Source organism: Chromobacterium sp. LK1 (genome assembly GCF_001043555.1).
GTDB classification, from domain to species: Bacteria; Pseudomonadota; Gammaproteobacteria; order Burkholderiales; family Chromobacteriaceae; genus Chromobacterium; species Chromobacterium aquaticum.
The window spans coordinates 38447-58679 of sequence record NZ_LDUI01000024.1 but is presented as its reverse complement, the minus strand read 5'-3'; the positions used below and the strand labels follow the sequence as shown (position 1 = coordinate 58679).

Here is a 20233-nt window from a genome sequence, read left to right as displayed (position 1 = left end):
CAGTCTCCTTTAACGATCGAACGCGGCCAGCGCGTCAAGGAAAGCCTTGGCTTCCGCGCCCGGCAAGGGCAGCAGCGGCAACCGCACATCGCCGGCCTCCACGCCGTGGCGGCGAACGCCCAGCTTGGCCTTCTGGTTGTAGCCGCCGGATTCCATCGCCTGGATAGCCGGATACATCGCCGCCATCAGCGTGCGCACCCGCGCCCAATCCTCGGCCTTGGCGGCGTTCAGCATCGCCACCTGCTCGCCGGGGAAGACATTGGCCGCGCCGCTGATCCAGCTGCGCACGCCCCAGAACAGGAAATCCGCCGCCTGGTCATCACAACCGCAGATCACTTCGAAATCGGGCAGCCGCGCCTGGATCAGCGCCAGCGCGCGGCTGAAATCGCCGCTGCTTTCCTTGATGCCGACGATATTGGGCTCGCGGCTCAGCTCCGCCACGCTGGCGATGTCTATGGACACACCGGCGCGCGCCGGGAAGTTGTAGAGGATGATGGGCAGCGCGCTGGCGGCGGCCACCGCCTTGAAATGGGCAACGATGCCGGCCTGATCCGGCAAGCTGTAGGCCGGCGGCGCCAGCATCAGCGCCTCATAGCCCAGCTCCGCCGCCTGGCGCGCGCGCGCTATCGCGCCGCTGGTGGACAGATCGTTGGCGCCGGCGATCAGCCGCAGCCGCCCCTTGCCCGCCTTGGCCACGCACTCCAGCACTTGGCGGCGCTCGTCCTCGCTCAAGGCGTAATACTCGCCGGTGGTGCCGCAGGCGACCACGCCGGCGACGCCTTGTTCGATGAAACGCTCGACCAGCTGCCGCAGCGCCGCCAGGTCCAGATGGCCGTCGCGGTCGAACGGCGTGACGATGGGAACCAGAATGCCTTGTTGTTGCATAGCGTTTTTCCTTTACGCGGTGGGAATCCAGTGAAACGCAATGGCCGCCGGCCTCAAGCCGGGGCCGTTGCGGCGTCGGTACGGGTGCGCCAGATCGCGATATTGGCGTAGCCGTAGAACACGCTGATGGCGATCACCAGCAGGTGGTACCAGAGAAAAGGCAGATACTGCAGCGTGGACACGCCCAGCGTCGCCGCCATGAACACGCCGCCGTCGCTCCACGGCACCATGGGCGCGGTCACCGTGCCGCCGGCCTCGACATTGCGCGACAGCACCCGGCGCTCTATGCCCTGCAAGTCGTAATTGCGCTCGGTGATGGTGCTGGCGGTGATCAGCGACACATAGGCGGCGCCGCCGAAGAAGTTGCCGAAGAAACCGCCCAGAATCGTCGAAACGGTCAAGCGGCCCGGATTATTGGCCCAGCGCAGAAAATTGGCGCTGATCACTTCCAGGATGCCGGCGCGCTCCATCAGGCCGCCCAGGCCCAGCGCGAACAGGATCAGCGCGATCACGCTGAGCATGGACTCGATGCCGCCGCGATTGAGCAAGGTGTTGAGAAACTCGACGTCGGACGTGGTGCGGTTGCCGAAATAAGCGGTGCGCACCGCATCCAGCACGGGCATGTCCTGCGCCCACCAGGCGCAGACCACGCCCATCACCGCGCCGGCGGTGATCACCGGAATGGATGGCAGCCGCATCGTCAGCATCGCGATCACCGCCACCGCCGGCAGCAGTAGCCAGCCATTGATGGTGAAGTGCGAGGCCAGCGCCTGCATCGCCTGATCCGCGCGGCTGGTGTCCAGGCCGGCGTCGACATAGAAAAAACCGACGCCGAGGAACAGCAGCGCGGTCAGCGTCGCCGCCGGCACGCTGACCCACATCATCGAACGGATATGGTCGATCAGGTCCACCTTGCACAAGGAGGCGGTCATCACCGTGGTGTCGGACAGCGGCGACATCTTGTCGCCGACGTAGGCGCCGGAAATCACCGCGCCGGCCACCAGCGGCAAGGGCATGCCGAAGCTGTAGCCTATGCCCATCATCGCGATGCCCGCCGTGCCGGCGGTGCCAAAGGAGGTACCGGTGGCCAGCGAGGTCAGCATGCAGATGATGAAGGCCGCGCCCAGGAAGATCTGCGGACTCATGATGGCCAGGCCGTAGTAGATGATGGCCGGCACCACGCCGCCGGCGATCCAGGTGCCGATCAAGGCGCCCACGGTGATCAACACCAGCACCGCCACCATGCCGTTGTAAATGCCCTGGATCAGGCCTTGCTGCATCGCGTCGTAACTATGGCCCAACCAATTGCCCAGGCCTATCACCAGGAACCAGCTGCTGAACAGCGCCAGTTGGATTGGCAGGTCCAGCACATTCAGGAACAAGAACATGATGGCGATGAAGCCGGCCATTACCGCGACGACCTGGATTGCGCTCGGCAACCGTGGCGATCTTGCTTGCATGATGCTTCTCCTCTGCTTTAGTTATGCCGCGCGTGGAATCGAGTCCACACGCGGAAACGGCCCACGCGGCCATCAGCCGGTGCATGGCCTGGCGCGCGAGACCAGACGAAAACGCGGCCATCGCCTTGGATAGGGAATCGCCCTAAGAACCTGTTTACGATCTGCTGCGCATGGGCCATACGGCGTTGAAAACGCTTTCAGAATGCTCATGTACCCCCTGTACATTCCGCTGCTTCAACCGTTTTCGCCTTGTCTCGCCCACGTTCTAAAAACGCGCCAGCCGGTAGGGCCGCAGATCCAGGCCGCTGGGACGCTGCAGCAGCATGTCGCACAGCAGCGCGCCGGTGGTGGCGGCCAGCGTCAGGCCCAGATGACCATGGCCGAACGCGAAATACAGGCCCTGGCGATCCGGCGCCGGGCCTATCACCGGCACGGTGTCCGGCAACGACGGCCGGTTGCCCATCCACAGCGTCATGCCTTCGGTGGAAAAATCGCCGACGATGCGCCGCGCCTTGTCCAGCAGGATTTCGGCGCGCCGCCAATCCGGCGCCGCGTCGCGGTGCGCCAACTCCACGGTGCCGGCCAGGCGCAGGCCGCCGTCGGCCAGCGGCAGGATCACGAAGCTTTCGCTGGCGCACTGGATGAAATGGCGCAAGGCCACGCCGGCCTTGGGCAGATTGACGTGATAGCCGCGCTCGCTTTCCAGCGGCACCCGGTAGCGACACTGCCGGGTGAAGCGGTCGCTCCAGATGCCGGCGGTGACGATCACGTTTCCCGCCGCCAGCGTGCGGCCATCGGCGCAGACCACGCCATCCACCTTGCCGCCGCGCTCGCTCAAGGCGGTCGCTTCCACTCGCTCGAAAGCGCCGCCCGCGGCGAGGAAGGCGTCGAACAGGCCGCGGCTGAACAGATAGGGATCATCAACATGGGACCAGGCCGCCACCTTGACCGCGCGCTCCCAGCCGTCCTGCAACATCGGTTCGCAGGCCTGCGCCGCCGACCGGTCCAGCGTCTGCCAGGCCACGCCGTGCTCGGCCTTGCGCCGCCACGCCGGCAAGGCCTGTTCCAATTCGGCCGCGTCGCGATACAAGGTCAGCGCGCCGTGCCGCCGCCACATGCCATCCAAACCGGCCTGCGCCACCAGCGGCGCGTAATCGGCCGCGGCGCGGTTCAGCAGCGCCGCCAGCGCGCGGGTCAAGGCCGCCACTCGCGCCGGCCGGCTGGCCAGCGCGAAACGCGCCAGCCACGGCGCCAGCGAGGGCAGATAGCGCCAGCGCACCGCCAGCGGCCCTAGCGGATCCAGCAGCCAGCCGGGCAGACGCCGCCACACACCGGGCTCGGCCAGTGGAATCACATCGCTGACCGCCAGCGCGCCGGCGTTGCCGTAGCTGGTTTCCCGCGCCGGCTCGCCGCGGTCCAGCAGCAGCACCTCCAGGCCGGCCTGCCGCAGCTGCAGCGCCGTGGCGATGCCCACCACGCCGGCGCCGACGACAATGACTCGCTCGCTCATCTCAGGCCACCTCGAAGCCGTGGACGTAAGGATCGGCATCGTCCAGCAGGATGCGGTTGTAGCCGGTGAAGCGCGCCCAGCCCTGCACCGAGGGCACGATGGCCGGGTAGTCGCCGACCCGGGTTTCCTCGAGCACGCGGCCGATGAACTGGCTGCCGATGATGCTCTCGTGCACGAAATCCTCGCCGATGGCGAGCAGGCCGCGCGCGTGCCGCTGCGCCAGCCGCGCCGAGGTACCGGTGCCGCAGGGCGAGCGATCCAGCGCCGATTCGCCGTACAACACCGCGTTGGCGGCGCTGGAGCCGATGTTCTTGGGCGCGCCGGTCCACAGACAATGGCGCACGCCGCGGATATTGGGGTCCAGCGGGTGGACGATGTCGTAATGCCGGTTCAGGTATTCGCGCAGTTCGCGTCCCATCGCCACCAGTTGCGCCGGCGAAAAGTCGGCCATGTCGCGATAGCCCGGCTGCGTCTCGACGATGGGATAGAAATTGCCGCCATAGGCGATGTCCAACCGCAAGCGCCCCAGCGCCGACACCTCGACCTCCACATCGCGCAGATAGAGAAAGGACGGCACATTGGTCAGCGTCACCGCGGCGACCTTGTCGCCGTCCATCCGGTAGCGCGCCGCCACCTTGCCCGCCGGCGTGTCCAGATTCAGTACACCGGGCGTGGCCGGCGTCACCAGGCCATGCTCCAGCGCCATGGTGACCACGCCTATGGTTCCGTGGCCGCACATCGGCAGGCAGCCGCTGGTTTCGATGTACAGCACCGCGATATCGCAATCCTCTCGTGTCGACGGATACAGAAAAGCGCCGGACATCTGCGCATGGCCGCGCGGCTCGAACATCAGGCCGGTGCGTATCCAGTCATAGCGGCGCATGAAGTCCAGCCGCCGCTCCGCCTGCGTCTCCCCTTCCAGCTGCGGGCCGCCGTTCACCACCAGCCGCACCGGGTTGCCGCAGGTATGGCCATCGAGACATTCAAATTCATGTACCGCCATCTTCGTGCTCCTCGCTTGGGATGGCCTCACTGTAACCGCGCTTATTTTTGAATACAATTTTCACATCCAGCCAGATGGAGTCTTGCCTACAAAATTTCTTTCATTTACATGGAAATCAATATTTTTATCATTAAAATCAATGCGTTAATTTATGTTGCGTTTTATACACCTTGCATCGCAGCATAAAAACAGGCTGTTCATACCATCTTTATGGATACATAATTCTCAAAAATTGAATACAAAATTGCCAATGCGGTCCATGCCAGCCATTGCCGGCCCAGGGCGCGCCTGTGATAATTCGCCGGTTCAAACCGCCGACACCGCCATGACTCAAGCCAACACGCCGCGCCAGACCCTGACCTCCGCCACCACCGACGCATTGCGCCAGCGCATCCTGATGGGCGAATGGCCGGCCGGCACCCAGTTGCGGCAAGAAGCATTGTCCAAGGAGCTTGGCGTCAGCCGGGTGCCGCTGCGCGAAGCGCTGCGACAATTGGAAGCGGAGGGATTGGTGGCCATCACCGAGCGGCGCGGCGCGGTGATCGCCCAGCTATCGCTGCCGGAAGTGCTGGAATTGCTGCGCGTCAGAGTGCTGCTGGAATGCGATATGCTGCTGGAGGCGGTGCCGCGGCAGACCCAGGCGGATCTGGACGCCGCCGGCGCCTTCCTCGCCCAGTTCGAGGATGCGCTGCATAGGCGCGATGTCGGCACCTGGGGGATTCTGAATTGTCGTTTCCACCTGGCGCTGTACCAGGCGGCCAATCGACCGCAAACGCTGGCGCTGATCGAGCAACTGCACAACCGCACCGATCGCTATACCCGGATGCAGATCCTGCTGACCAATTTCAGCGACCGCGCCCATCGCGAGCACAGCGAGATGCTGGAATTATGCCGCCGCAAGGACGCGGTCAGCGCCGCTGCCTTTCTGCGACAGCACATCCTCAACGCCGAAGAGGCACTGGAAGCCTGGCATCAGACACACCAAGGGGAAAGCGGCCGCGGCGTGGCGGCCAGACAGGCCTGAGCCCACATCCTGGGCACATTGCATGACCATGCCCTGTCACGCCTATCGATCGCTGATGGCCGCCACCGATTCGACGACTCACTTCTCATCCAGTTTACCGACCGTGAGCCCACCTTGATCGGCAAGGTTGGCCATACCCAGATAGTCAATATGACTACTTTTCTTATATTCAAAATAGCTCTATTGACATTACAATTTTGATCGTTTGATTATTATCAAATAATGCACAGCTTTGAAAATGCTATAGGCATCAAAATAACAGCAAAACATATTCCCCAGACAAAGCGATATTGATTCCCATAGGCTTACCGCTTTGTTTAACAAACAAAAATCATACCCCCACACCACCCCACACAGTCCTGCCCACCCCAATCTGTATACATCTGATCACACCAAACTGTACATTGCCTGTATCCATACAATGCGATAACAATGCTCACGACAATTAAAAAGCGATTCATCATAATTAGGCTATGAATTTCAGCGCATAGCCCGATTGTCAGACGATTGACTGACAACATGAAATCGCCCGCCGCCGGAAGCAACTGTCGGACCCGCGTTCCATCCGGCACCTCTTATCGTGTCAGCTGAAACAAAATGAGCCATTGTGATGCCACATTTAGACAGAAAATATGACATTCAAGAACTGAATGATAATCAGATCGCCATAAACATTAATGGCGACACCGTAGCCGCCGCCCAGGGCGAGACCGTGCTCAGCGTGCTCAACGCCATCGGCCTGCGCCGCGTTGCCCGCAACGACAATCAGCAAACCATGGCCTCCTACTGCGGCATGGGCGTTTGCCATTGCTGCCTGGTGCGCATCGACGGCCGCTACAAGCGCCGCGCCTGCCAGACCGTGGTACAGCCTGGCATGCGGGTGGAAACCGGAGCCAATCGTATCGAGCAGGAGGGCTTGCAATGAGCTTGCGCCCCGTCATCGTCGGCGGCGGGCCGGCCGGCATGGCCGCCGCCATCGAACTGGTCAAGCACGGCCTGCCTTGCACCCTGCTGGATGAAGCCTCCCGCCTTGGCGGCGTGGTATACCGCGGCCCCTTGCGCCAGGGCGTGACCCTGGACTATCTGGGCGAGCGCTATCGCGACGCGATGCACGCCCTGCACGCGGAATTCGCCGAGGTCGCCCATGCGGTGGACGTCAAGCTGAACAGCCGCGTCGTCGGCGGCGAGGCCGGTCAATGGCTGTACGCGCTGAACGCGGAAGAAAAGGTGGAGAAGATAGACTTCGAGCACTTGCTGCTATCCGCCGGCTGCCACGAGCGCAGCGTGCCCTTCCCCGGCTGGACTCTGCCAGGCGTGATCATGCTGGGCGGCCTGCAACTACAGATCAAGAGCGGCGTGGTCAAGCCGCTGGGCCGCACCACCATTGTCGGCACCGGCCCGCTGCTGCCGCTGGTCGCCTGTCAATTGCACCGCGCCGGCGCCGCCGTGCAAGGGGTCTACGAAGCCTGCTCCTTCAGCCGCATGGCCAAGGAAACCCTGGCCATGCTCAATAAGCCGCAGCTATTCCTGGACGGCCTGAGCATGCTGGCCTACCTGAAACTGCACGGCATCCCGCTGCATTACGGCTGGGGCGTGGTGGAAGCCTGCGGCCAGCAGGAATTGCAGCAAGTCACCGTCGCGCCTTACGACGACAACTGGACGCCGGATCTGAACCAGGCCGTCAACCTGGCCACGGAAACCCTGGCGGTCGGCTATGGCTTCATCCCGCGCACCCAGCTGACCCAGCAAATGGGCCTGCGCCACGCTTACGACTCCGACGGCTTCCTCAAGCCGGAAATCAACGGCTGGCAGCAAAGCAGCGAAAGCCACATCCACCTGGCCGGCGACATCGGCGGCCTGCGCGGCGGCGAAGCCGCCATGCTCAGCGGCCGCATCGCTGCCCAGTCCATCCTCAAGCAACGCGGCGCGATCAGCGCCGAGCTGGCCGAAAAGAACCGCCAGCGCTACCTGACCGAACTGAAAGCGATACTGCGCTTCCGCGTCGGCATCGACAGCTTCACCCAACGCGGCAGCGGCCAGCTTTCGCTGCCGCGCGAAGACACCGTGATCTGCCGCTGCGAAAACGCGCTGCGCAAGGACATAGACACCGCGCTGGAACAGGGGGTACAGGATTTGATCAGCCTGAAGATGCGCACCCGCGTCAGCATGGGCGATTGCCAGGGCAAGATGTGCGTCGGCTATTGCAGCGACCGCCTGCGCGAACATACCGGCAAGGCCGATGTGGGCTGGATCCGCCCGCGCTTCCCGCTGGACCCCTTGCCGTTCTCCGCCTTCCAAACCGAAACCGAAGAGGCCTGACCATGAGCAGACAATACGATATCGTGATTGCCGGCGGCGGCGTGATCGGCGCCTCTTGCGCCTACCAACTGTCCAAGCGCAAGGATCTGAAAATCGCGCTGATCGACGCCAAGCGCCCCGGCAACGCCTCGCGCGCGTCCGCCGGCGGCCTGTGGGCGATAGGCGAATCGGTTGGCCTGGGCTGCGGCGTGATCTTCTTCCGCATGACCTCGGCCAAGAACAAGCGCGAGGCGGCCGGCGCCGCCATCGCCGTGGACGCCAGCACCCCGCACATCCTGCCGGAATCCTTCTTCAATTTCGCGCTGGCTTCCAATGCGCTGTATCCGGCCCTGCATCAGGAATTGATCGAAAACCACGGCATGGATTTCAAGTTCGAGGAAACCGGGCTGAAATTCGTGATTTACGATGAAGAAGATCAGCTCTACGCCGAACACATCGCCGCGCAGATCCCCCATCTGTCCGACCAGGTGCGCTGGCTGGACCAGGCTCAGCTGCGTGCAAACGAGCCCTATATCAGCCATGAAGCCACCGGCGCGCTGGAATTCCTGTGCGACCACCAGGTCAGCCCCTTCCGCCTGACCGACGCCTACACCGAGGCGGCCCGCCAGAACGGCGTCGACGTGTTCTTCAACACCAATGTCACCGGCGTGCTCAAGCAAGGCTCGCGCGTCACCGGCGTGCGCACGCTGGAAGCCGGCGAATTCCATTGCCACACCCTGATCAACGCCGCCGGCTCCTGGGCCGCCGAACTGAGCCAATGGGCGACCGGCGTCAGCATCCCGGTCAAACCGGTCAAGGGCCAGATCGTGCTGTCGGAAAAGATGCCCAAGCTGCTGCGCGGCTGCATCACCACCAGCGATTGCTATATCGCGCAGAAGGACAACGGTGAAATCCTGATCGGCAGCACCACCGAGGACAAGGGCTTCGACGTCAGCAATACCTATCCGGAAATCGCCGGCCTGGTCAAGGGCGCGATCCGCTGCCTGCCGGAGATGAAGAACATCAATATCAAGCGCTGCTGGGCCGGCTTGCGCCCCGGTTCGCCGGACGAGCTGCCCATCCTGGGGCCGATGCAGGGCGTGGATGGCTACCTGAACGCCTGCGGCCATTTCCGCACCGGCATTCTGACCTCGGCCATCACCGGGGTGATGCTGGACGCGCTGGTGCGCGGCGAAACGCCGCCGCTGGACGTGAGCCCCTTCCTCGCCGACCGTTTTCACGCCGCCCCCGTCAAACCGGCCGCGGCCGAGCTGATGCCGGCCTAAGAGCCAGTCAAAGACAAACCAGTTCCCAGATGTTCCTCTGTTACAGGCCGGCTAGTCCGGCCTGCTTTTTTTGTCCAGCCGAGCCCACCCTCTTACTGGCCAACGCCGCGACGTTCGTACACCGCCTGCGCCAAGGTGCCCAGGTCGACATACTCCAGCTCGCCGCCCACCGGCATGCCACGCGCGATGCGCGTCACCTTCAGGCCGCGCTCCTTCAGCAGTTCGGCGATCATGTGCGCGGTGACCTCGCCCTCGGCGGTGAAATTGGTGGCGATGATCACCTCCTCCACCCCCTGGTCCTGGACCCGCACCAAGAGCTTGTCCAGATTGATGTCGCGCGGGCCGACATTATCCAGCGGCGAGATGCGGCCCATCAGCACGAAATACAGGCCGTCGAAGCACTTGGCCTGTTCCAGCGTCAGCAGGTCCGCCGGCATCTCCACCACGCACAGCAAATCCTGCCGGCGCTCCTCGTCGGCGCAGATCGGGCACAGCGGCGTTTCGCTGAAGGTGTTGCAGCGCTCGCAGTGGGTCAATTGGGTCAGCGCACGGTCCAGCGCGCGCGCCAGCTTGTCCGCGCCCTTCTTGTCGCGTTGCAGCAGATGGAAGGCCATGCGTTGCGCGGTCTTGGGGCCGACGCCGGGCAGCACTTTCAGCGCGGAGATCAGGTGGTCTAGGGCGGGAGGATTTTTCATCGCGTTCACAATCGGGAAAAACGGCGGCGCAGGCGCGCATGCCGCCAGGCAAAGACCAAGTGGAAAATAGCGTAATGCAGCCGCAGCAGCAGCAGCGCGCTCGGCGCGAAGCCGACACGGTCCACCACTTCGCAACCGCCGGCCACCGCGCGCACCCGCCGCCGGTGCAGCCAGCGCCGCTGGGTCAGCATGGTCGAACGCTCGTCGAAGGCGCCCGGCTCCAGCCGCGTCAGCTCCAGCTCGTCATACTCCACCGGCAGCAGGCCGAACAACAGGATCCAGCAACGCCCTATGCGCGCCGGCGGCGCCAGCCCGGCGGGCAGCGCATTGCCAGGCAAGCGCATGCGGAGCCAGGGGCGCAGCTCGGCATTGATGCCGACGGCGTTGGTGGCGTGCGCCCACACCTGGTCCGCATCGGCGCGCAGCCGGCTACGCACGGTGAAATGAGCGAATCGGCGCATCGCGGCCTCCATCGGACAACGCAAAAATGGCCCGGCGCGCGCCGAGCCATCCGGATAGCGAAGCCGCTGCGATCAGAACGGCAGCTTCATGCCGGCCGGCAGGTTCAAGCCGGCGGAAAAACCGGACATCTTCTCCTGGGTGGTGGCTTCCACCTTGCGCACCGCGTCGTTGAGCGCGGCGGCGATCAGGTCTTCCAGCATTTCCTTGTCTTCCTTGGCGTCTTCCAGCAGGCTGTCGTCCAGGCTGACGCGCTTGACGTCGTGAGAGCAGGTCATCACCACCTTGACCATGCCGGCGCCGGACTGGCCTTCCACTTCCACCTTGGCCAGCTCTTCCTGCGCCTTTTTCATATTGTCTTGCATTTGCTGGGCCTGCTTCATCAGGCCGGCGATACCACCTTTGCCAAACATAATGGTTTCACTCCTTAACGGGTTGAATGGTTTCGATGAGCAGCGTCGCGTCGAATTCACGCACCATTTGCTGCACCACCGGATCGTTTTTCATATTCTCGCGGGCGATGTCCAACTGCTCCTGCCGATGGCGGGCGTCTTTCATCGCCGGCGTTTCCAGGCCCAGTTCCTCCACCGTCACCGTCAATTCCACCGGCCGGCCGAAACGCTCGCGCAAGGCGAGCTTGAGCTTGTCCTGATAATCGCGGCTGGTCATGTGGCGGAAGCTTTCCGGCACCGCCAGCGCCAGGCTGTGCTGGCTCCAATCCTTCAATACCGCATTATGGGCCAGCATGCGCGCGGCGCCCAACTTGACGCCCAACTCGGTCACCAGCGCCTGCCAGTCGCCGTCGAACTCATAATCGACCGCTTCCTCCGGCGGCGCCTGCAGATAGGACGGCATCTCCTCGTCCGCCGCCGCGCCCTGGCCCCAGGGCACATCCTCCGGGCCGACATCGCCGGCCTTGTCCTCGTCTTCCTCGCCGGCCACTGGCGCCGCGGGCCGCGGCGGCGGGCTTGCCGGCGCGGCGGCCGGAATCGGGGCCGGTGCGGGGCTGGCCGCGGGCTCGGGTTCGGGTTCCGGCGCCGGAGCGCTGTCCTCGGCGGCCGGCTGCGGCGCGGCACGCGGCGCCGGCGCGCTCAGGCCGGCGGCCTGCAAGGCGCGTGCGGCTGGCGACACCCCGCCGCCAGCGGCCTGGGCCGGTGGCGGATTGGGCCGCGCCGGCGCGCCTGCCGCCGGGCGCGGCGCCGCGGCTTCCGGCTGCGCGTTGACCGGATGGAAGGCCAGCATGCGCAGCAGAGTCATATTGAAACCGGCGTGCTCATCCGGCGCCAGCGCCAGGTCTTTGCGGCCATGGATGGAAATCTGGTAATACAGCTGCACGTCCTGCGGCGCGATCGCGTCCGCCAGCGCCTGCAGCGCTTCGCGCTCCGGCTCGTCCGCCGCAATCGCCTGCGGCACCGTCTGCAGCAGCGCCAGTTGCTGCAGCAGCACCGCCAGCTCGGTCAGGGCGCTGTCGAAGCTGATGCCGCGCTCGGCCAATTGTTCAGCCTCGGCCATCAGCTGCGGGCCGTCGCCAGCCGCCAGCGCCTGCAGCAAGGCGTACAGGTAGCGGCGGTCCACCGCGCCCAGCATCGCGCGCACGCCGTCTTCCTTCACCTCGCCCAGGCCATAGGCGATGGCCTGGTCCAGCAGCGACTGCGCGTCGCGCATCGAACCGGAAGCGGCGCGGCCCAGCAAGGCCAGCGCCGGCGCCTCGTAGGCGATGCTTTCCACGTCCAGCATGTGGGCCAGGTGGCCGGCCACTTGCTGCGGTGTCATATTGCGCAGCGAGAACTGCAGGCAGCGGCTCAGCACCGTGACCGGCACTTTCTGCGGATCGGTGGTGGCCAGGATGAATTTGACGTGGGCCGGCGGCTCCTCCAGCGTCTTCAGCATCGCGTTGAAGGCGCTCTTGGACAGCATGTGCACTTCGTCGATGATGTAGACCTTGAAGCGGCCGGATGTCGGCGCGTACTGGGCGTTTTCCAGCACTTCGCGGATATTGTCGATGCCGGTGTTGGACGCGGCGTCGATTTCCAGCAGATCAACGAAGCGGCCGGTGTCGATCTGGCGACAGGCCGAGCATTCGCCGCAGGGTTCGGCGGTGGTGCCGGTTTCGCAGTTCAGGCTCTTGGCCAGAATCCGGGCGATGGTGGTCTTGCCCACTCCGCGCGTCCCCGTCAGCAGGTAGGCGTGGTGAAGACGCTGTTCTTTCAGGGCATTGGTCAAGGCGCGCACCACGTGCTCCTGGCCGACCAGGTCGGCAAAGCGCTTGGGACGCCACTTACGGGCAAGGACTTGATAGCTCATGGGGGCGGATTTTAATGGCAATCGCCGCGCGTGGCGACAGGTTTCGCGCCGCCGCCGCGGCGGGCGGCGCGTGGTTTCAAGGCTGAGCCGCCGCCTGGCCGGCCAGATAGCGCAGGCGCAGCTGATCGGCGATTTCCTGCACCGCCTTGGCGTACAGCGTGCTGCGGTTGTAGCGGGTGATCACGAAGAAATTATTGAGCCCCAGCCAGTATTCGGTCACGCCCGGCGCGGTCTCCAGCGGCACCAACACAGCCGGCACGTCGTCGGCCACCGGCGCCTGCGGCGTCACGCCCATTTTCTTCAGCTCGCCCACGGTGTAGTGCAGATTGAATTTATCGGCGACCAACTGATCGATCTGCGGCCCCGGCTGCACGCTGGCCGGCAGGATCACGTCGGCGCCATGGCGCCAGCCGTGACGCTGGAAGTAATTGGCCACGCTGCCGATCACGTCGTCGGAGTCGCTCCAGATGTCGCGATGGCCGCTGCCGTCGAAATCCACCGCCCATTTGCGGAAGCTGGACGGCATGAACTGCGGCCAGCCCATCGCGCCGGCGTAGGAGCCCTTCAGCGTCAGCGGGTCCTTGCCCTCTTCCTTGGCCAGCAGCAGGAACTCGGTCAGCTCCTTGCGGAAAAACTCGGCGCGGCGCGGATAATCGAAGCCTATGGTGGACAGCGCGTCCACCAGGCGGAAACTGCCGGTGTTGCGGCCGTAATGCGATTCCACGCCCAGGATGGCGACGATCACCTCCGGCGCCACGCCGTATTGCTGTTCCGCGCGCGTCAGCGCGGCGGCGTTGGCGCGCCAGAACGCCACGCCGTCGGCTATGGTCTGCTCGCCCACCGTGGATTTGCGGAATTGATACCAGGGCCGCGAGGTGGACGGCTTGTCCAGTATCTTGATGATATTGGGCTTGAGTTCGACATTGGCGAACACCGCCTCCAGTTCCGGGCGGTTGAACTGACCGCTGGCCACTTGCTCGTCGATATAGCGCTGCACGTCCGGGCGCGCCAGGAAGGCCGCGTCGGCCTGGGCCAGTTGGAAGGAGAACAAGGCCGCCAGCGGGGCCAGTTTGCACAAGAGTCTCATAGGCGAAGAAAAGTGATAGCTGTTTTCAAGTTGCAAGACCGCGCGCGCATCACGCCCGGAACGACAAGGCGCTGGATACCAGCCGCGCGGTGATGTCGACGATGGGAATCACCCGCTCGTAGGCCATCCGGGTGGGGCCGACCACGCCCAGCGCACCGACCACCTGGCCGTTGATGCGATAAGGCGCGGTCACCACCGAGCATTCGTCCAACGTTACCACGCCAGACTCCTCGCCGATGAAAATGTTCACGCCCTGGGCGTCCCGGCCCTGGTTCAGCAGCTTCAGCAGCTCGGTCTTGCGTTCGAAGACATTGAACAGCTGACGCAGCCGCGACAGGTCGTCGGACAGGTCGTTGACCTCCAGCAGCCGGTTGCCGCCCGCCACCACCACCGCGGCGTTGCTGGCGTTCATCGAGCTTTGCCCCAGCCGTATCGCCGCCGACATCAGCTCGGCGATATCGCCCTGCAACTGGCGCAGTTCGTCCGCCACGCGGCTGGCGATGCTGGCCAGGCCCTGGCCGGCGTAATGCTGGTTGATGAAATTGCCGGCCTCGATCAACTCGGACGGGGAGTAATCGCGCTCGGTGGTCAGCAAATGGTTCTGCACATCGCCGTCCAGCGTCACCAAGATCATCAGCACCCGCCGCTCGGACAGGCGCAGGAATTCGATCTGGCGGAAGGCGATGTCGGAACGCTGCGGCGTGACGATCACGCCGGCGAAATGGGTCAATTCGGACAGCAGCGAGGACGCCGACTGGGCGATGCGCTGCGGGCTGTCCGGCTGCAGGTTCAATTCCAGCTCGTGCAGCGCCGCTTCTTCCAGCGGCCGGATAGTGAGCAGGCGATCGACGAACACGCGGTAGCCGCGCGCGGTGGGCACCCGGCCGGCCGAGGTGTGCGGCGCCACGATCAATCCCATGGTTTCCAACTCCGCCAGCACATTGCGGATGGACGCGGACGACAACTCGATGCCGGGCAGCATGGACAGGGTTTTGGACCCCACCGGCTGGCCGTCGACGATATAGCGTTCGATCAGGACCTTGAGCAGGTGTTGCGCGCGTTCGTTCATCATGATGGTTTCATTGTACACAGGGTGGACACTTGTAAAAGTGGTCGCAATCACAACTTTTTCAAGCAATATCGCCACGCGCCCGTCCCGAAGGACGGTGGCGCCGGCAAGCGGCTCTGCCGTTGGCCAAGGCTTTATGAGATAATCGACGGCATCTTTTCGGCTATCGGCGCGGCAAGCGCGAGCGCGGCGGGATCCGCCCCCGCGCCGCGCAAACCCCTGTCCGGCATCGGGTTTTTCCCGCCGCCATGGACGCGGGCCGCTGCTGGCCGAGCATTCATTTTGTTTAGCGCCCCCCACACTGGAGACAGCATGGCATCCGAAGACAAGAGCAAAGCGTTGGCCGCGGCCCTTGCCCAAATTGAAAAACAATTTGGCAAGGGTTCGATCATGCGCATGAGCGACAACCAGATCAACGAAAACCTGCAGGTGGTCTCCACCGGCTCGCTGAGTCTGGACCTGGCGCTGGGCGTCGGCGGCCTGCCGCGCGGCCGCGTGGTGGAAATCTACGGCCCGGAGTCGTCCGGTAAAACCACCTTGTGTCTGCAGGCGGTGGCCGAGATGCAAAAATTGGGCGGCACCTGCGCCTACATCGACGCGGAAAACGCGCTGGACCCGCAATATGCGCAAAAGCTGGGCGTCAAGGTCGACGACCTGCTGATCTCGCAGCCGGACACCGGCGAGCAGGCACTGGAAATCTGCGACATGCTGGTGCGCTCCAGCGGCGTCGATCTGATCGTGATCGACTCCGTGGCCGCACTGGTGCCCAAGGCTGAAATCGAAGGCGAAATGGGCGACAGCCACGTCGGCCTGCAAGCCCGCCTGATGAGCCAGGCGCTGCGCAAGCTGACCGGCAACATCAAGCGCACCAACACCCTGGTGATCTTCATCAACCAGATCCGCATGAAGATCGGTGTGATGTTCGGCAACCCGGAAACCACCACCGGCGGTAACGCGCTGAAGTTCTACGCCTCCGTGCGCCTGGACATCCGCCGCACCGGCGGCATCAAGAAGGGCGAGGAAGTGATCGGCAACGACACCCGCGTCAAAGTGGTGAAGAACAAGGTGTCGCCGCCGTTCCGCCAGGCTGATTTCGAAATCCTGTACGGCGAGGGCATCTCCCGCCAGGGTGAAATCATCGAACTGGGCGTCAAGCATGGCTTCATCGACAAATCCGGCGCCTGGTACGCCTACAACGGCCAGAAGATCGGCCAGGGCAAGGACAACACCCGCGAATGGCTGAAGTCCAACCCGGAAATCGCCGCCGAAGTGGAACGCAAGATCCGCGACGCGGTGGGCATCAAAGTGGAAATCACCGAAGGCCAGCCGGACGAAGAGTTCGCCGACGACGCGCTCGACGCCTGATTCCCTGAATGGAAAAAAGCCTGAGGGCGCGAGCCGTCGATCTCCTGTCCCGCCGCGAATACACGCGGCGGGAACTGGAGCGGCGGCTCGCTCCGTTTGCGGAGAGCCCGGAACAATTGACGGCCTTGCTGGATGATCTGGCCGAACACAGCTGGCAGTCCGATCAGCGTTTCGCCCAGCAGTTCGCCGACAGCAAGGGCCAGCGCTACGGCAGCCGCCGCCTGCAACAGGAAATGCGTCAACGCGGCGTGGACGCCGAGCTGATCCGCGACGCCTTGCAAGGCCGCGACGACCTTGCCGCCGCCCAGGCGCAATGGCGGAAGAAGTTCGGCCAGCTGCCGGACACGCCGCAGGAACGCGCGCGCCAGATCCGCTTCCTGGCCGGGCGCGGCTTCCCGATGGCGGTGATCGCCAAGGTGCTCAGCGGCGCCGGCGACGACGACCTGCCGCTGGACGAGGACTAAAATGACCGCGCGCGGCATCGCCACCCATATCGACATCGCCGCCGCGCCGGCCCTGGTCTGGCGCGTGCTCGGCGACTGGGCCGCCTATCCGGAGTGGAACCCCTTCATCGTCGGCCTGCACGGACGTCAGCAAGTCGGCTCCCGCCTGGTGCTCAGCCTTCATCCGCCCGGCCGGCCGCGCCTCACGCTGCGGCCGCGGCTGGAAGTCTGGCAAGAGGTCGACGAACTAGCCTGGCAAGCGCGCGCGCTGCTGCCCGGCCTGCTGGACTGCCGCCACGGTTTTCAGCTGGAAGCGCTGGAAAACGGCGGCACTCGCCTGCATCAGACGGCCAACTTGAGCGGCCTGCTGCTGCCGCTGCTCGGCCCGGCGCTGCTGGCCGATATCCGCCAGGGTTTGGAAATGATGAACCAGGCGCTCAAGCGCCGCGCCGAAACCCTTGCCAGCGCCGCTGCGGCTTGACACAATCAGCTGTCCGCGCCGCCAGGGTTTGAGCGCCCAAAGCGGCCCAGAATTCGCAATCTTACGAAATCAAACATGAAAACCTCTGAAATTCGCCAGAAATTCCTGGATTTCTTTGCCGGTAAAAACCATCAGGTGGTGCCTTCCAGCAGCCTGATCCCCGGCAACGACCCCACACTGATGTTCACCGTCGCCGGCATGGTGCAGTTCAAGGACGTGTTCCTGGGCTTCGAAAAGCGCGATTACACCCGCGCCACCACCAGCCAGAAATGTCTGCGCGCCGGCGGCAAGCACAACGACCTGGAAAACGTCGGCTACACCGCGCGCCACCACACCTTCTTCGAAATGCTGGGCAACTTCAGCTTCGGCGACTACTTCAAGCAAGATGCGATCACCTTCGCCTGGGAATTCCTGACCGGCGAGCAATGGCTGAACCTGCCCAAGGACAAGCTGCTGGTCACCGTCTACGCTTCCGACGACGAAGCCTACGACATCTGGCACAAAAGCGTGGGCCTGCCGGCCGACAAGATCATCCGCATCGGCGACAACAAGGGCGCGCCGTACGCCTCCGACAATTTCTGGACCATGGGCGACACCGGCCCCTGCGGCCCCTGCACCGAGATCTTCTACGACCACGGTCCGAGCGTGGCCGGCGGCCCTCCGGGCAGCCCGGACGAAGACGGCGACCGCTTCATGGAAATCTGGAACAACGTGTTCATGCAGTTCAACCGCGACGAGTCCGGCACCCTGCATCCGCTGCCCAAGCCGTCGGTAGACACCGGCATGGGCCTGGAACGCCTGTCCACCGTGCTGCAACACGTCAAGTCCAACTACGAGACCGACGCGCTGGCCTGCCTGGTGCGCGCCGCCGCGCGCGAAACCGGCGTGGCCTACAGCCAGGACGTGCCGTCGCTGAAAGTGATCGCCGACCACATCCGCGCCTGTTGCTTCATGGTTGCCGACGGCATCCTGCCGTCCAATGAAGGCCGCGGCTACGTGCTGCGCCGCATCGCCCGCCGCGCCATCCGCCACGGCTACAAGCTGGGCCAGAAAGGCCTGTTCTTCCACAAGATCGCCGCCGACCTGGTGGCCGAGATGGGCGACGCCTATCCGGAACTGCGCGAGAAGCAAGCGCATATCGAAGACGCGCTGCGCGCCGAGGAGATCAAGTTCGCCGAGACGCTGGAAATCGGCATGGGCCTGGTGGACTCCGCGCTGGAAGGCGGCAAGACCGCGCTGGACGGCGACACCATCTTCAAGCTCTACGACACCTTCGGCTTCCCGGTGGACCTGACCGCCGACATCTGCCGCGAGCGCGACATCCACGCCGACCTGGAAGGCTTCGAGCGCGCGATGGAAGCGCAACGCGAGCGCGGTCGCGCCGGCTCCAGTTTCAAGATGACCGGCAAGGTCAGCTACAGCGGCGCCGACACCTGCTTCCACGGCTATGAATCCGCCAGCACCGACGCCAAGGTCTTGGCGCTGTTCAAGGGCACCGAGGCAGTCGCCGCGCTGGAAGCCGGCGAAGAAGGCATTGTGGTGCTGGACGACACCCCCTTCTACGCCGAAGGCGGTGGCCAGGTCGGCGACGTGGGCGAGATTTCGCTGCAAGGCGGCATCGGCGCGCTGTTCGACGTCAACGACACCCAGAAGATCCAGGCCGCGGTATTCGGCCACAAAGGCAAGCTGGCCCGCGGCCGCCTGGCCGTCGGCGACAGCGTGACCGCCACCATCGATCTGCACGCGCGCGCCGCCAGCGCCCGCAACCACTCCGCCACCCACCTCTTGCACGCGGCGCTGCGCCACGTGCTGGGCGACCATGTCGCGCAGAAGGGCTCGCTGGTGAATCCGGAGCGCACCCGCTTCGACTTCGCTCACGGCGAACCGGTCAGCGCAGAACAGATCGCCGAGCTGGAGCGCGTGGTCAACCGCGTGATCAGCCACAACTTGCCGGTCAAGGCCGAAGTGATGAGCATGGAAGCCGCGCAGAAATCCGGCGCGATGATGCTGTTCGGCGAAAAATACGGCGATGAAGTGCGCGTGCTGACCATGGGCGACTTCTCCGCCGAACTGTGCGGCGGCACCCATGTGCAACGCACCGGCGATATTGGCCTGTTCAAGATCGTGGCGGAAAGCGGCGTCGCCGCCGGCGTGCGCCGCGTAGAAGCCGTCACCGGCGAAGGCGCCATCGCCCACATCCAGGCTCAGGACGCGCTGCTGAAAGATGCGGCCGCGGCGCTGAAAGCCCAGACGCTGGACGAAGTGGCCACCAAGATCGGCAGCTTGCAGGACAACGTCAAGACCCTGGAAAAAGAGCTGGCCAAGCTCAAGGGCCAACTGGCCGCCTCCGCCGGCGACAGCCTGGCGGACAGCGCCGCCGACATCAACGGCGTCAAGGTGCTGGCGGTGGAACTGCCGGGCGCCGACAACACCGCGCTGCGCGAAACCCTGGACAAGCTGAAGGACAAGCTGGGTTCCGCCGCCATCGTGCTGGCCGCCAAGGGCGACGGCAAGGTGGCGCTGGTGGCCGGCGTCACCGCCGACCTCACAGCCAAGCTCAAGGCCGGCGAACTGGTCAACTTCGTCGCTCAGCAAGTGGGCGGCAAGGGCGGCGGCCGTCCGGACATGGCCCAGGCCGGCGGCACCCAGCCGGAGAACCTGGCGGCGGCCTTGGCCGGCGTGCAGGCCTGGGTGGCCGGCAAGTTGTAACAGTCGGTTTACGAGCTGTCGCGCGTCGCGAGGCCTCACACGGTGAGCGCCGCTTCGGAATCGTAAACACGCGCTAGCCTGCATCCCCATCAAAAGACCGCGCATGGCGCGGTCTTTTTTTGCCCATGGCGTGGCGAAGGCCGCTTTCTTGTTTC

Annotated in this window: 19 protein-coding genes; 8 read left to right on the top strand and 11 right to left on the bottom strand. The window is 64.6% G+C overall.

Annotation, left to right across the window (positions count from 1 at the left end):
- Nucleotides 1–9: 9 nt before the first annotated feature.
- From dapA to VI26_RS11250, 4 genes are all read right to left on the bottom strand, one after another.
- Nucleotides 10–885, bottom strand: coding sequence for a 4-hydroxy-tetrahydrodipicolinate synthase (dapA, locus tag VI26_RS11265; protein WP_048409844.1), 876 nt, complete (start codon nt 883–885; stop codon nt 10–12).
- 53 nt (nt 886–938) lie between these two features.
- Nucleotides 939–2345 (bottom strand): Na+/H+ antiporter NhaC, encoded by a 1407-nt coding sequence (gene nhaC / locus VI26_RS11260; protein WP_048409843.1) that lies wholly within the window; start codon nt 2343–2345, stop codon nt 939–941.
- Between the two features lie 265 nt (nt 2346–2610).
- Nucleotides 2611–3855, bottom strand: a complete 1245-nt coding sequence (locus VI26_RS11255) for an FAD-binding oxidoreductase (RefSeq protein WP_048409842.1) — start codon at nt 3853–3855, stop codon at nt 2611–2613.
- A 1-nt stretch (nt 3856) separates the two neighbouring features.
- Nucleotides 3857–4858, bottom strand: a complete 1002-nt coding sequence (locus tag VI26_RS11250; protein ID WP_048409841.1) for a 4-hydroxyproline epimerase — start codon at nt 4856–4858, stop codon at nt 3857–3859.
- Between the two features lie 325 nt (nt 4859–5183).
- Between VI26_RS11250 and VI26_RS11245 the strand changes: the two genes are divergently transcribed.
- The 4 genes from VI26_RS11245 to hcnC all read left to right on the top strand — a co-directional run bounded on the left by VI26_RS11245 (nt 5184) and on the right by hcnC (nt 9466).
- A complete protein-coding gene (locus VI26_RS11245; RefSeq protein WP_048409840.1) occupies nt 5184–5882 on the top strand; it encodes a GntR family transcriptional regulator in 699 nt (232 codons plus the stop codon).
- 610 nt (nt 5883–6492) lie between these two features.
- Complete coding sequence (locus VI26_RS11240; RefSeq protein WP_048409839.1) at nt 6493–6807, top strand: (2Fe-2S)-binding protein; 315 nt, start codon at nt 6493–6495, stop codon at nt 6805–6807.
- A complete protein-coding gene (locus tag VI26_RS11235) occupies nt 6804–8201 on the top strand; it encodes an NAD(P)/FAD-dependent oxidoreductase (protein ID WP_048409838.1) in 1398 nt (465 codons plus the stop codon). The genes VI26_RS11240 and VI26_RS11235 overlap by 4 nt, the downstream gene beginning before the upstream one ends.
- A gap of 2 nt (nt 8202–8203) precedes the next feature.
- Entirely contained in the window at nt 8204–9466 is a 1263-nt protein-coding gene (gene hcnC, locus VI26_RS11230; RefSeq protein WP_048409837.1) for a cyanide-forming glycine dehydrogenase subunit HcnC, read from the top strand.
- A 92-nt stretch (nt 9467–9558) separates the two neighbouring features.
- On the opposite strand, the gene recR is transcribed toward hcnC, so the two are convergent.
- From recR to VI26_RS24805, 7 genes are all read right to left on the bottom strand, one after another.
- On the bottom strand, nt 9559–10161 hold the full coding sequence (gene recR, locus VI26_RS11225) for a recombination mediator RecR (RefSeq protein WP_048409836.1): 603 nt from the start codon (nt 10159–10161) through the stop codon (nt 9559–9561).
- Nucleotides 10162–10166: 5 nt separating this feature from the next.
- Nucleotides 10167–10622, bottom strand: coding sequence for a hypothetical protein (locus tag VI26_RS11220; RefSeq protein ID WP_048409859.1), 456 nt, complete (start codon nt 10620–10622; stop codon nt 10167–10169).
- Between the two features lie 72 nt (nt 10623–10694).
- A complete protein-coding gene (locus tag VI26_RS11215) occupies nt 10695–11033 on the bottom strand; it encodes a YbaB/EbfC family nucleoid-associated protein (RefSeq protein WP_048409835.1) in 339 nt (112 codons plus the stop codon).
- A 7-nt stretch (nt 11034–11040) separates the two neighbouring features.
- A complete protein-coding gene (dnaX, locus tag VI26_RS11210) occupies nt 11041–12924 on the bottom strand; it encodes a DNA polymerase III subunit gamma/tau (protein WP_048409834.1) in 1884 nt (627 codons plus the stop codon).
- 76 nt (nt 12925–13000) lie between these two features.
- Nucleotides 13001–14011, bottom strand: a complete 1011-nt coding sequence (mltB, locus tag VI26_RS11205) for a lytic murein transglycosylase B (protein WP_048409833.1) — start codon at nt 14009–14011, stop codon at nt 13001–13003.
- Between the two features lie 49 nt (nt 14012–14060).
- Entirely contained in the window at nt 14061–15083 is a 1023-nt protein-coding gene (gene hrcA, locus VI26_RS11200; protein WP_048409832.1) for a heat-inducible transcriptional repressor HrcA, read from the bottom strand.
- Nucleotides 15084–15214: 131 nt separating this feature from the next.
- The gene (locus VI26_RS24805; RefSeq protein WP_197081441.1) at nt 15215–15478 is read right to left on the bottom strand and encodes a hypothetical protein; all 264 of its coding nucleotides are present in this window, start codon (nt 15476–15478) and stop codon (nt 15215–15217) included.
- Here VI26_RS24805 and recA point away from each other — a divergent pair.
- From recA to alaS, 4 genes are all read left to right on the top strand, one after another.
- Complete coding sequence (gene recA, locus VI26_RS11195) at nt 15393–16445, top strand: recombinase RecA (protein WP_043591738.1); 1053 nt, start codon at nt 15393–15395, stop codon at nt 16443–16445. The genes VI26_RS24805 and recA overlap by 86 nt on opposite strands.
- A gap of 8 nt (nt 16446–16453) precedes the next feature.
- Nucleotides 16454–16909 (top strand): recombination regulator RecX, encoded by a 456-nt coding sequence (gene recX, locus VI26_RS11190; protein ID WP_048409831.1) that lies wholly within the window; start codon nt 16454–16456, stop codon nt 16907–16909.
- A 1-nt stretch (nt 16910) separates the two neighbouring features.
- Nucleotides 16911–17369 carry an SRPBCC domain-containing protein gene (locus VI26_RS11185; protein WP_048409830.1) on the top strand — a complete coding sequence of 153 codons (459 nt, stop codon included), beginning with the start codon at nt 16911–16913 and terminating at the stop codon, nt 17367–17369.
- Nucleotides 17370–17444: 75 nt separating this feature from the next.
- A complete protein-coding gene (gene alaS, locus VI26_RS11180; protein WP_048409829.1) occupies nt 17445–20078 on the top strand; it encodes an alanine--tRNA ligase in 2634 nt (877 codons plus the stop codon).
- Nucleotides 20079–20233 lie beyond the last annotated feature (155 nt).